Genomic DNA, 11,949 nt, shown 5'->3' with positions numbered 1-11,949 from the left:
AGGAACCGAAAAAATGGCAGAAGTACTGAGCCTCGACAGCATCCGTCTCGGCGGAACCGCACGAACGCGCGAGGAAGCCATCACGGAAGCGGGCGAGCTGCTCGTCGCAGCCGGTGCCGTGACGCAGGACTACATCCAGGCGATGCACGATCGCGAGCAGAGCGTCTCGACGTTCATGGGCAACTACCTCGCTATCCCGCACGGCACGAACGAGGCCAAGGACTCGATCCTCGGTTCCGCCCTCTCCGTGATCCGCTACGACGAGCCCATCGACTGGGGCGGAAACGAGACTCGTTTCGTCATCGGCATCGCAGGCAAGGACGGCGGCCACCTCGAGATCCTCTCGAGCGTCGCGATCGTGTTCAGCGACGAGGGCAACGTGGAAGCCCTCCTGAAGGCGGAGACACCGGAAGAGCTCGCGCGGCTCCTCGGGGACGTGAACGAGTAATGAAGGCAGTCCACATCGGAGCTGGCAACATCGGGCGCGGGTTCATCGGGCTCGTCCTGCATGAAGCCGGGTACGAGGTCGTCTACGCCGACGTCAACGCCGATCTCATCGGCGCCCTTCAGGCGGTCGACACCTACACGGTGCACGAGGTCGGCTCATCCGCGAAGAGCCACGTCGTCGATCGCTTCAGGGCGATCAACTCGGCCACGCACGAGGACGAGGTCGTGCAGGAGATCGCGACGGCCGACGTCGTCACGTGCGCTGTCGGTCCGAACGTGCTCCGTTTCATCGCGCCCGTCATCCGCAAGGGCCTCGCAGCCCGCGCGGCTGATGCGCCGAGGCTGGCGGTCATGGCGTGCGAGAACGCGATCGGCGCATCCGACACGCTCAGGGGGCCTGTCCTCGAAGGCGCTGAGGAGCTGGCCGATCGAGCGGTCTTCGCCAACACCGCCGTCGACCGCATCGTTCCCGAGCAGGCTGTCGACGGAGTGGACGTCACCGTCGAGGACTTCTTCGAGTGGACGATCGACCGGACGCCCTTCGACGGTGCCGAGCCCAACATCCCGGCCGCGCACTTCGTGGACGACCTCGAGCCGTACATCGAGCGCAAGCTCTTCACGGTGAACACGGGTCACGCGACGATCGCCTATCACGGCTTCGTCGCGGGTGCCACGAACATGCAGGATGCGCTCGCGCTTCCTGCGGTCGCGGCAGAGGTCGAAGCGGTGCTCGGCGAGACGAGCCGAGTGCTCGTCTCACAGTTCGGCTTCTCGGAAGCCGACCACGCCGAGTACGTCGCGACGACGCTCTCGAGGTTCGCGAACCGTGATCTGCCCGACCAGCCCGCTCGTGTCGGCCGTCAGCCGCTGCGCAAGCTCTCGGCGAAGGAGCGCTTCGTGCGTCCGGCGTCGGAGGCTGCCGCCGCAGGGCTGTCGTACGACGCCCTCGTGCGAGCGATCGGAGCGGCCCTTCGGTTCGACGTCGAGGCAGACCAGGAGAGCGTCGAGCTGCAGCAGAAGCTCGCCACGCTGGACGCGGAGACGTTCACTCGCGAGGTGACCGGCCTCGAGAGCGGCGCGCTCTTCGCGGCGGTCGTCGCCGAGGTCGAGCAGGCGCAGGCGGCACGCACCGCCTAGGCATCCGCTCCACGCAGGCAGGACGCCCCTTCCGAGCCCGCTCGGAGGGGGCGTCCTGCTGATCGGCCGCCCAGCGGTGCCACGTCGTCTCGGGATGGGAACCTTCCTCTCTTGCGGGAAGTTTCCCGCAACGAAGCGAGGCCGCCATCCCGAGACCTCGACGCCGCGGCGCGCGACCGAGTACGGCGGTGCACGACGAGACCCCGACCTGGGCGCCCGAGGGTGCGAGCGTGAGGAGTCGGGCTCAGACCTTGCGGAGGAGGACGCTGCGTACGGTGTGGTCGCTCGCCTTCCGAAGCACGAGCTGCGCGCGGGAGCGGGTCGGCATGACGTTCTCGCGCAGGTTCGGGCCGTTGATGCGCGACCAGATGCTGCGGGCATGCTCGAGGGCCTCATCGGTGCTGAGATCGGCGAAGCGCCGGAAGTACGACCTCGGGTTCGTGAACGCGCCGCGCTGCAGCGAGAGGAAGCGCTGCTCGTACCAGCGGGCGATGTCTTCGGAGCGCGCGTCGACGTAGATGGAGAAGTCGAACATGTCGCTCACGGCGAGCGAGTGAGCGCGCGGGGGCTGGAGCACGTTGAGCCCCTCGACGATGAGGACATCCGGCTGATTCACGACGATCTCGGCGTCGGGGACGATGTCGTAGCTCAGGTGCGAGTAGAACGGCGCGCGAGCCTCAGCCGCACCGCTCTTCACCTTCGTGATGAACCGCAGCAGCGCCCGCTGGTCGTACGACTCCGGGAAGCCCTTGCGTTCCATGAGGCCGCGGCGTTCGAGCTCCGCGTTGGGGTAGAGGAAGCCGTCCGTGGTGACGAGCTCGACGCGGGGCGTGTCCTCCCAGCGGCGCAGGAGCTCGCGCAGCAGGCGCGACACCGTCGACTTCCCGACGGCCACCGACCCGGCGACGCCGATGACGAACGGGGTGGATGCGCTGCGCTCGCCGAGGAAGCCGCTGGTCGCCCGGTGCAGGGAACGGGCGTTCGAGACGTACAGGTTGATGAGGCGGGAGAGCGGCACGTAGACGTCCCGGACCTCGTCGAGATCAAGGTGGTCCCCGAGGCCGCGGAGCCGGATGAGGTCGGATTCGTCGAGCGTCATCGGGGTGGATGGTGCCAGGTCGGCCCAGTCCTGGCGGAGGATCTCGACGAAGGGCGAGTCTCCTCCGCTGCGCGGAATCTGACCAGTTGCGGACATAGAACGCGAGTCTAGTGCGGTGTCCGGCCCCGCATGAGCGGTGCCCCTAAGATGGCCCGTATGTGCGGAATTGTTGGTTACGTTGGTCCACGAGAGAGCCTTGACATCCTGATGGGCGGCCTCGCAAGACTCGAGTACCGGGGGTACGACTCCGCTGGTGTCGCGGTCATCGATGATGAGGGGCAGATCGAGACCCGCAAGCGTGCGGGCAAGCTGAAGGTGCTGCGTGAGGACCTGGAGCGCCACCCGCTTTCCGATGGCCACACGGGTATCGGCCACACCAGGTGGGCGACGCACGGCGGTCCGACGGACGCGAACGCGCATCCGCACCTCGCCGATGACGGCAAGCTGGCCGTCATTCACAACGGGATCATCGAGAACTTCGCCGAGCTGAAGACCGAGCTCGTCGAGCTGGGCTACACCTTCCAGTCGGAGACCGATACGGAGGTCGCGGCCGTCATGATCGGCCACGTCTATCGCGAGGTCGGCAGCCTCGAGCAGGCCTTCCGCGCCGTGGTCCGCCGTCTCGACGGAGCGTTCACGCTCCTCGCCGTGCACGCGAACGAGCCCGGACTCGTCGTCGGAGCGCGTCTCAACTCGCCGCTGGTCATCGGCCTCGGCGATGGAGAGAACTTCCTCGGCTCCGACGTCGCCGCCTTCGTCGAGTACACGCCGCGCGCACTGGCCGTCGGTCAGGAGCAGATCGTGCTCGTGCGACCGGATTCGGTTGAGATCACGACGTTCGATGGCGAGCCTGCCACGGCAGAGGCGTTCGAGGTGTCGTGGGACGCGTCAGCCGCCGAGAAGGGTGGCTGGCCGAGCTTCATGGCCAAGGAGATCGACGAGGACCCGGAGGCCGTCGCGAACACGCTGCGCGGTCGCATCGTCGAGGGTCGAGTGGTGCTGCCGGATCTCGATGCGCTCGGGGACGACTTCTTCAACGACATCCACCGCATCATCATCGTCGCGTGCGGAACGGCCGCGTACTCGGCGCAGGTCGGCGCGTACGCCATGGAGAAGTGGGCCAGAGTACCCGTGCAGGTGGAGCTCGCCCACGAGTTCCGCTACCGGGACCCTGTCCTCGACTCCCGCACCCTCATCGTCTCGATGAGCCAGTCGGGCGAGACCATGGACACGCTCATGGCGGTTCGCTACGCCATGTCCCGAGGCGCGAAGACGCTCTCGATCTGCAACACGCAGGGCGCGACGATCCCGCGCGAGTCGGACGCGGTCGTCTACACGCACGCGGGGCCCGAGGTCGCGGTCGCATCGACCAAGGCGTTCCTCGCCCAGATCACCGCGCTCTACCTGCTGGGCATCTACACGGCCACCGTGCGCGGCACGATGACCGACGAGCGCCGCGAGGAGCTCCTCACGGAGTTCCAGACGATCCCCGAGAAGGTGCGCACGGTCCTCGGCGTTCGGGAACGCATCCACGAGCTCGCGAACTGGATGGCCGACACCCGTTCGGTGCTGTACCTGGGCCGCAATGTGGGCTACCCGATCGCGCTTGAGGGCGCGCTCAAGCTCAAGGAGATCGCGTACATCCACGCGGAGGGCTTCGCGGCGGGCGAGCTCAAGCACGGCCCGATCGCGCTCATCGAACCTGGGCAGCCCGTGTTCGTCATCGTGCCGAGCCCTCGCCACGACGACACGCTGCACCCGAAGATCGTCTCGAACATCCAGGAGATCCGCGCGCGCGGCGCCCGGGTGCTCGCGATCTGCGAGGTCGGCGACGCGGCCGTGCTGCCGTATGCCGACGAGGTCATCGCGGTTCCGCCGACAGAGCCCTTCTTCGAGCCGCTCCTCGCGGTTGTGCCGCTGCAGATCTTCGCGATCGAGCTGGCGACGGCGAAGGGCCTCGACGTCGACCAGCCTCGCAACCTGGCGAAGTCCGTCACCGTCGAGTAGTCGAGCGTGATCGTCGGTATCGGAGTGGACACTGTGGAGCTCGCGCGGTTCGCGCGGGCCTTGCAGCGGGCGCCGCGCTTGCGTGAACGACTCTTCACTCCCGCTGAGCGGGAGCGGTCTGTGGCGTCACTCGGCGCACGGTTCGCGGCTCGCGAGGCGGCCGTGAAGGCGCTCGGCGGGATCGGGTCGCTCAGCTTCCTCGATTTCGAGGTGGAGAGCGGTCCCGCGGGTCGACCCGAGTTCGCGGTGACCCCCGCGCTCCGCGCGCACCTCGACGCCGTGGGTGTCGACCACCTGCACCTCTCGCTCACCCATGAGCGCACGACGGCGACCGCGTTTGTCATCGCCGAGCGGGCTGTCGGCGCTGGAGCGGGCGCGTGACCGGCGCCCGCATCGACGTCGACCTCGATGCAATCCGGGCGAACGTGCGCGCGGTCGCCGAGCTCACCGGCACGCCCCTCCTCGCCGTCGTCAAGGCGAACGCCTATGGGCACGGGGCGTCCGACGTAGCGCGGGCCGCACTCGAGGGCGGAGCGGAGCGCCTCGGCGTCGTCGACCTCGCTGAGGCGTTCGCGCTCCGGGCGGCTGGCATCACCGCGCCCATCCTCGCTTGGATGCACGGGGCCCGCACCGATTGGCTCGCGGCGCTGGGCGCCGAGATCGAGCTGGGCATCTCCTCGCTCGCCCAGCTTGAACTCCTGGACATCGGTCTTGGTCGCCTCGAGCACTCGGATCGCTCCGTGGCGGTGCATCTCAAGCTCGACACCGGCCTCGGGCGCAACGGGATCAGTGTGCTCGAGTGGGAAGCCGCGTTCACGAAGGCGGCCGAGCTCGAGCAACGAGGCATCATCCGGCTCGACGGGCTCTTCAGTCACCTCGCGGGTGCGGGCCACGCGGCTGACGTCGCCCAGCTCACCTCGTTCGAGCGTGCGCTTGATCTCGCGGAACGCTGCGGGCTGACTCCGTCGATCCGGCATCTGGCCGCGACGGCGGGCTCGATGACGTTGCCGGAGGCCCGCTTGGACCTCGTGCGCCTCGGCGTCTCGCTGTACGGGCTCTCGCCGTTCTCCGCGGACGCCGACTGTCCCGTGGCCCTGCGACCGGCGCTCGCGCTGAGCGCTCCGATCCGCGAAGACCAACGAGGTTTTCGAGTCGACGTCGGGCATGCAGCCGGGCTGCCCCCGGTTGCACCGGGTTCGCTGCTCTTCACGGACGACGCGGGGGCCGGCTGGCGCCTGGCATCGATCGAGGCCCTGGAGCTTCGCATCGAGCCGGTCGACGCTGACGTCGCCCCGTCCGAGCAGGCAGCCGCGCGTGACGAGCAGCCTCGCCTGCTGGTCATCGACGCGGATCGCTCTGCGAGCGCCGACGACTGGGCGGCCGCGGCGGGCACCATCAACTACGAGGTCGTCACCCGGCTCAGTGCGCGCATCCCGCGCCGCCCGTCCGCACTCGGCGGCGCAGCGCCGGACGACGCTGCGGGCTTCCCGGCGCGGACCGACGGTCTCGCGCCGCGGCGGGAGCTCACCGTCGACGTCGAGCTGCTGCGCACGCGCATGGGCGAGCGAGCACGCGGCCTCGCGAAGGCGCTCGCCGATGGGACGGGAGCTCGCCAGGCGGCTCGGATGTTCAGCGTCGACGTCTCCGCGGACGCGTACGGGCTCGGCGCGCGACTCGTCGCCGGTCTTGCCCTCGAACACGGCCTGCTCCCGCTCGTCGCGACCACGGCGGAGCTCGCGCACATCGGGGAGTCGGCACGGAGCAGCACGCTCGTCGACCACGAGCGCACGAGGGACGCCGGCACCCGCGCGGTCTACGGGTTCGACGGGCTGGGAGCGCACGCGGCGGTCTCTCTCGCGAGCGAGCTCGTGCACGTCAAGCGTGTCGCCGCAGGGCACGGCGTCTCCTACGGCTACGACTGGGTCGCCGAGGAGTCCACGATCCTGGGTCTTGTCCCACTCGGCTACGCCGACGCCATTCCCCGTCGGGTCGCAGGCCGGGCCGAGGTGGTCGTCGGTGGCCGGCGGCGACCGATCGTCGGACGCGTGGCCATGGACCAGGTGGTCATCGACCTCCAGGATCAGGAGGCGTGGATCGGCATGCCGGTCTCCGTCTTCGGTTCGGGCCCTCAGGACATCCGCCTCGATGAATGGGCCTCATGGTCTGGCGTCGAACCCAGGGCCTTCGTGGCGGCGCTGGGCACGCGCGTCGTGCGCCGGGAACTCCAGGGGGAAGAAGATGGGAGCTGAGATGACACCGAGTGCCATCGTCGGTCTCGCCACGGCCGACGACATGGTTCGGGCTGGCGAGATCATCGGCGGTCAGCTGGTGGCCGGCGACGTGCTCGTGCTCACCGGCCCACTGGGCGCAGGCAAGACGACGTTCGCGCGCGGACTCGGCTCGGCACTCGGCGTTCGCGGACCGGTCACGAGTCCGACGTTCGTGCTCGCCCGCACCCATCCGTCGCTCGTGGGCGGTCCCGAGCTCATCCACGTCGACGCCTACCGCCTCGGGCACCCCGCGGAGCTCGACGACCTCGGACTCGATCTGGCTGCGAGCGTGACCGTCGTCGAGTGGGGGCGGGATGCGGTGCCGCTGGTCGCCGATCGCTGGCTGGAGCTCACCATCGACCGTTCGACGGCGTCGTTCCGTGCGGCGCCAGAGGCTGAACGGGCCCTGTCGGGTGGGGGTCACGATGATGATGACGCCGACGACGAGCCGCTCGACCCACGCCGTCTGACCTTGAGCGTCCACGGGGTGTGGGACCGTCCCGTCGGCGAGTCGCTCGGGCGCGCGCTGCGCACCGAGTTCGGCGCGTCCCCCGCGTAGAATCGACCGCATGCTCTTAGCGATCGATACGTCAGCGGGCACGGATGTCGCGATCGTCACCCCGCACGGTCGCGTGCTCGGTGAGCTGCGCAGCTCCGACACCCGGCACCATGCCGAGGCGGTCGGCAACGCCATCCAGACGGTGCTCGCCCAGGCGGGGCTCTCACCCCAGCACGTCACGCAGGTGATCGGCGGGATGGGCCCCGGCCCGTTCACGGGGCTCCGTGTGGGCGTCGCGGCGGCACGCACGTTCGCGTTCGCTCGTGGTGCGCGCTTCATCCCGATGCCGAGCCACGACGCGGCGGCCCACGATTGGCGTGCCGCGCATCCGGAGGCGAACGGCGACCTCCTCGTGTCGACTGATGCCCGGCGCGGTGAGCTCGCCTGCTCCCGCTACGAACAGGGCCTCCTGGTTGCGAGCTCGTGCGAGCTGCACAGACCTGACGCCGTTCCCGGTGCCGCGCACCGTTTCGACACGCGCACGATCTCGGCCGCTCACCTCGCCCTCGCCTGGCTCGACCGCGAGGTGCAGGGTCTCGAAGCCGAGCCGAACTCGATCGTCTACCTGCGTGGCGCCGATGCCGTTCCATCGAACGGCCCGAAGCGGGTGACCGGATGATGCGGGCCGTGCTTCGCGACGCGTCCCACGACGACATCCCAGCCATGGTGAGGCTCGACGAGGCGGCGTTCCCGCTCGACCCGTGGTCGCCGTCCATGCTCGCTGGCGAGGTCAAGAGCCAGCACACGAGGTATGTCGTCGTCGAGGACGCGGCTACGGGTGAGATCCTCGCGGCCGCAGGAGTCATGGCGCTGCAGGGCGGTGGTGAGGCGGATGTGCAGACGATCGCCGTCGACGAGCGGCTCCGGCGCGGCGGGTGGGCGACGCGGATGCTGGCCGAGCTGTTCGCCTGGGCCGAGGGCCGCGGCGCGAAGCAGGTGTTCCTCGAGGTGCGCGAGAACGGTGAGGCGGCCCGGGCCCTGTACTCCGGGCTCGGCTTCGAGGAGATCGGCCGGAGGCCGAAGTACTACCCAAGAGAGGGTGTGGATGCGATCGTGATGCGCGGCCAGCTGCCAGCGGTTCGGGTGTCTGCGGAAACGCGCGCCGCGGCGGGTTCGCGACGGGAGCCGCTGGTGCTCGGCATCGAGTCGTCGTGCGACGAGACCGGCGTCGGCATCGTCCGCGGTCGCGAACTGCTCGCCAACGAGGTGGCTTCGTCCATGGATGAGCACGCCATCTTCGGTGGCGTCGTGCCGGAGATCGCCGCGCGCGCCCACGCCGATGCCATCGTGCCGACGATCGCCGCGGCCCTCGAGACAGCGGGGGTGACGCTCGATGAGCTCGATGCCATCGCCGTGACCCAGGGCCCTGGCCTCGCGGGGGCGCTCATGGTCGGCACGGCGGCGGCCAAGGCGCTGCACGTCGCCACAGGCATCCCGCTCTACGCGGTGAACCACCTCGTCGGCCACGTCGCGGCTGACGTGCTCCGCGACGATGTCGGCCAGCTCGAGCTGCCCGCCGTCGCGCTGCTCGTCTCGGGCGGGCACACGTCTCTCCTGCACGTTCGCGACCTCGTCGATGATGTCGAGCTGCTCGGTGAGACGATCGACGATGCGGCGGGCGAGGCATTCGACAAGGTAGCGCGCCTGCTCCGCCTGCCGTACCCGGGCGGTCCGGAGATCGACAAGGCTGCCGCCGGCGGCGACCCGAGGGCGATCCGCTTCCCGCGGGGACTGACCAAGCCGAAGGACCTCGAGAAGCATCGCTACGACTTCTCGTTCTCGGGCCTCAAGACCGCTGTCGCCCGGTGGGTGGAGGCGCGGGAGGATGCAGGCGAGCCCGTGCCCGTCGCCGACGTCGCCGCGAGCTTCCGGGAGGCGGTGGCCGATGTGCTCACCGCCAAAGCGGTCGCCGCCTGCACCGAACTCGGCGTGCCCCGTCTTGTTCTCGGCGGGGGAGTAGCGGCCAACGCCCGTGTGCGTGAGCTTGCCGAGGAGCGCTGCGCGGACGCCGGGATCGAGCTGCGCATCCCACCCCTCCGTCTCTGCACGGACAACGGGGCGATGATCGCCGCGGTCGGTGCGATGCTCTTCGCCGCGGGCAAGGCGCCGGTGCCGCTCGACTTCGCCGCGGATTCGACCCTGCCGGTGGCGACGCCCCTCGGGGTGCAGGTGGGATCAGCGATGAGGGATTCAGCAGGAGGGGGAATCGCGTGACGACACCGGAGCAGCCGAAGCTGCCGCCGCGCAAACCGGTGGAGCTGCCGCCGATCGACCGCACCCCGGTCGAGGACACCAGCAACGCCGCCTACTCGGCGCTCACCCCGCGGACGACCGCAGACGGTCACCCGCCGGCGGAGGCCGGCACCGAAACCGCCGCGGTCGCTGCGTCGGCTCCGCGCGTGGAGGTCGACCCGGCCGTCGCGCATGTCCAGGCCACCGCGTCAGCATCCGCTCCGACGACGAAATCGCCTGAGCTCGCAGGTCTGGGCCTGAGCCGGTTCGCGCTTGTCGTCTCCGTGCTGCTGTCGCTCGCGGCCGGCATCGGCGCAACCGCGCTCTCGGTCGCGGTGACGCCGTCTCCGCTCTGGCCGCTGTACACCGGTGCGAGCATCGCCGCGGTCGCCGTGCTGCTGGCAGTGCTCGCGCGTCGGCATCGCGGTTGGGTCGTGGCCCTCGTGCTCGCGGCGGTCATCGCCGTCGGCTGCGTCGGCTTCGCGTTCGCCGTCGCCTGAGGCAAGCCGCGGGTTGTCCTGCCTGCCGTGAAGTCATCCTGCGGGATGACGGTGCTCTGACCGCGGGGATGACGCTCCGCCAAGCCCGCGGCCGTACCGTTGGAGCATCCCAAGACGCTTTGAGAGGAGCGGACATGACCTGGTCAACACCAGAAGGCCCCGGAGCGCGGATCCCCGCCCCGAATCTCAACGAACGTCCTGAAGACCGGGCCGCGGATGTGCGCCAGGACTCGCTCGATCAGCGGGGTGGCGGCGCATCCGTTCCACTCTTCTCGACCCCCGACGTCGCCTCGTCAGGCTACGATCCTGGATTCTCGACAGGCACAGCCAGCTCGACGGGGTACGGCCAGGGGTACGCGGGAAGTGGGCAGCCCATGCCCGCACAGCACCCCGCCTATCCGGTCGCCCCCTACACGCAAGCCCCATACGCCGGCCCGCGACCGCCAGCAGCCGGCACGCTCACCCTCAGCATCGTCGCGCTCTGCCTCAGCGGCGGCTCGTTCCTGGTCGCGCTGATCCCGGTGCTCCAGTTCGTGTGGTGGATGGTCGGCATCGCTGGCGTCGTGTGCGGTTTCATCGCGCTGCGCCGCGAGCCGCGAGGCCGCGCCCTCGCCGTCACCTCCATCGTGCTCGGGTTCATCTCCGTCTTCGGGCTGCTCCTCCTCATCGTCCTCGCGCTGCTCTTCTTCGGCGGTATCGGACTCCTCGGCGGCCTCAGCTCCTACTGAGCGTCAACGACCGACCGCACCTTGTGTGACGGTTCCCAGTCAAACCCTGGGAACCTAGGGTCTGACGGACGCCCGCAAGAGCACCCTCGCCTGCTCCACGCACGTGAACACCAGCCAACAACACCGCGAGAGCGGTGAACCGGAAGGAGCTCCGCAATGAGCGACAGCAACCAGGTCCCAGGAGACAAGCCCAAGCTTCCCGACGACGGGAACACGCCTCCCCAGTACGAGGCGCCCGCCGCCTACACGCCTCCCGCGGAGTCCGTGGACTACTCGGCACCCGCAGCTTCGGGAACCGACTACGCGCCGCCGGCCGCGTCCGGCACGGACTCCTCGGCTCCCTCGTCCTCGGGAGGCGACTACACGCCGCCTTCTGCCGCGGGCAGCCAGTACACGCCGCCAGCCGCGTCCGGGTCGGCCACTTCAGGATCGGTGAGCTACACGCCGCCGAGTGAGCCTGCTGCCGCGCCCAGCGCAGCTCCGTACTCCCAGGCCCCTTCAGCAGGACAGGCGCCCGCGTACGGGTCCGCGCCTGGACCGGGACCGGGACAGGGACCGGGACAGCCGCAGGGCTACGGCGCCACGCAGGGCTATGCGACTCCCGGCTACCCGACGCAGTCGGCGATGCCGAAGCGCACGCTCAGCATCGTCGGACTCTCCCTCGGTGGAGTCGGCGTCCTGCTCGGGCTCCTCGGCCAGTTCTACCTCGGGCTCCCGCTCGGTGTCGCAGGCCTCATCTGCGCGATCATGGCGAAGAAGCGCGAACCGCAGGCCGGAGCGATCCGCACCTGGGGCTTCTGGGTCTCGATCGCCGCGATCGTCATCTCGGCCATCGTCGGCATCATTTTTATTGCCGGCGCTGCGCTGTTCCTGAACGAGATGTCGGGATACGGATACTGATCACCAGCTGACAGAACCGGCCGGAGTGCGGGCGGAAGTCTCCGCCCGCACTCTAAGCTTGAGCAGCACC

General features: G+C 69.5%; 12 protein-coding genes. 11 read left to right on the top strand and 1 reads right to left on the bottom strand.

The annotated features are described in order from the left end of the window. Positions 1 to 13 precede the first annotated feature (13 nt). Both ABVF28_RS08510 and ABVF28_RS08505 read left to right on the top strand, forming a co-directional pair. Entirely contained in the window at positions 14 to 448 is a 435-nt protein-coding gene (locus ABVF28_RS08510; protein ID WP_371030194.1) for a PTS sugar transporter subunit IIA, read from the top strand. Beyond that, positions 448 to 1,584: a mannitol-1-phosphate 5-dehydrogenase gene (locus tag ABVF28_RS08505; RefSeq protein ID WP_371030193.1), complete on the top strand. Its 1,137-nt coding sequence runs from the start codon at positions 448 to 450 to the stop codon at positions 1,582 to 1,584. The genes ABVF28_RS08510 and ABVF28_RS08505 overlap by 1 nt, the downstream gene beginning before the upstream one ends. Before the next feature lie 244 nt (positions 1,585 to 1,828). Here ABVF28_RS08505 and coaA read toward each other — a convergent pair whose 3' ends face one another. Next, positions 1,829 to 2,779, bottom strand: coding sequence for a type I pantothenate kinase (gene coaA / locus ABVF28_RS08500; RefSeq protein ID WP_104254010.1), 951 nt, complete (start codon positions 2,777 to 2,779; stop codon positions 1,829 to 1,831). Positions 2,780 to 2,839: 60 nt separating this feature from the next. On the opposite strand from coaA, the gene glmS reads away from it, so the two are divergent. The 9 genes from glmS to ABVF28_RS08455 all read left to right on the top strand — a co-directional run bounded on the left by glmS (position 2,840) and on the right by ABVF28_RS08455 (position 11,879). Next, positions 2,840 to 4,690 (top strand): glutamine--fructose-6-phosphate transaminase (isomerizing), encoded by a 1,851-nt coding sequence (glmS, locus tag ABVF28_RS08495; protein ID WP_371030192.1) that lies wholly within the window; start codon positions 2,840 to 2,842, stop codon positions 4,688 to 4,690. Between the two features lie 6 nt (positions 4,691 to 4,696). After that, positions 4,697 to 5,071: a holo-ACP synthase gene (locus ABVF28_RS08490; RefSeq protein ID WP_104312697.1), complete on the top strand. Its 375-nt coding sequence runs from the start codon at positions 4,697 to 4,699 to the stop codon at positions 5,069 to 5,071. Further along, a complete protein-coding gene (locus ABVF28_RS08485; RefSeq protein ID WP_371030191.1) occupies positions 5,068 to 6,939 on the top strand; it encodes an alanine racemase in 1,872 nt (623 codons plus the stop codon). Before ABVF28_RS08490 ends, ABVF28_RS08485 begins: the two co-directional genes overlap by 4 nt. Position 6,940: 1 nt before the next feature. Continuing rightward, positions 6,941 to 7,519 carry a tRNA (adenosine(37)-N6)-threonylcarbamoyltransferase complex ATPase subunit type 1 TsaE gene (gene tsaE / locus ABVF28_RS08480; protein WP_371030190.1) on the top strand — a complete coding sequence of 193 codons (579 nt, stop codon included), beginning with the start codon at positions 6,941 to 6,943 and terminating at the stop codon, positions 7,517 to 7,519. Positions 7,520 to 7,529: 10 nt separating this feature from the next. Next, positions 7,530 to 8,138: a tRNA (adenosine(37)-N6)-threonylcarbamoyltransferase complex dimerization subunit type 1 TsaB gene (gene tsaB / locus ABVF28_RS08475; protein WP_371030189.1), complete on the top strand. Its 609-nt coding sequence runs from the start codon at positions 7,530 to 7,532 to the stop codon at positions 8,136 to 8,138. Beyond that, positions 8,138 to 9,733, top strand: a complete 1,596-nt coding sequence (tsaD, locus tag ABVF28_RS08470; protein ID WP_371030246.1) for a tRNA (adenosine(37)-N6)-threonylcarbamoyltransferase complex transferase subunit TsaD — start codon at positions 8,138 to 8,140, stop codon at positions 9,731 to 9,733. Before tsaB ends, tsaD begins: the two co-directional genes overlap by 1 nt. After that, complete coding sequence (locus tag ABVF28_RS08465) at positions 9,730 to 10,251, top strand: hypothetical protein (protein WP_371030188.1); 522 nt, start codon at positions 9,730 to 9,732, stop codon at positions 10,249 to 10,251. Before tsaD ends, ABVF28_RS08465 begins: the two co-directional genes overlap by 4 nt. 134 nt (positions 10,252 to 10,385) lie before the next feature. Further along, the gene (locus ABVF28_RS08460; RefSeq protein WP_371030187.1) at positions 10,386 to 10,979 is read left to right on the top strand and encodes a DUF4190 domain-containing protein; all 594 of its coding nucleotides are present in this window, start codon (positions 10,386 to 10,388) and stop codon (positions 10,977 to 10,979) included. A 156-nt stretch (positions 10,980 to 11,135) separates the two neighbouring features. Beyond that, entirely contained in the window at positions 11,136 to 11,879 is a 744-nt protein-coding gene (locus tag ABVF28_RS08455) for a hypothetical protein (protein ID WP_371030186.1), read from the top strand. The last annotated feature ends 70 nt before the right edge of the window (positions 11,880 to 11,949 follow it).

It is taken from the genome of Pseudoclavibacter sp. JSM 162008 (genome assembly GCF_041366455.1).
Lineage (GTDB): Bacteria > Actinomycetota > Actinomycetes > Actinomycetales > Microbacteriaceae > Pseudoclavibacter.
The sequence above is the reverse complement of the archived record's forward strand: the minus strand, read 5'-3'. Positions and strand labels throughout refer to the sequence as shown.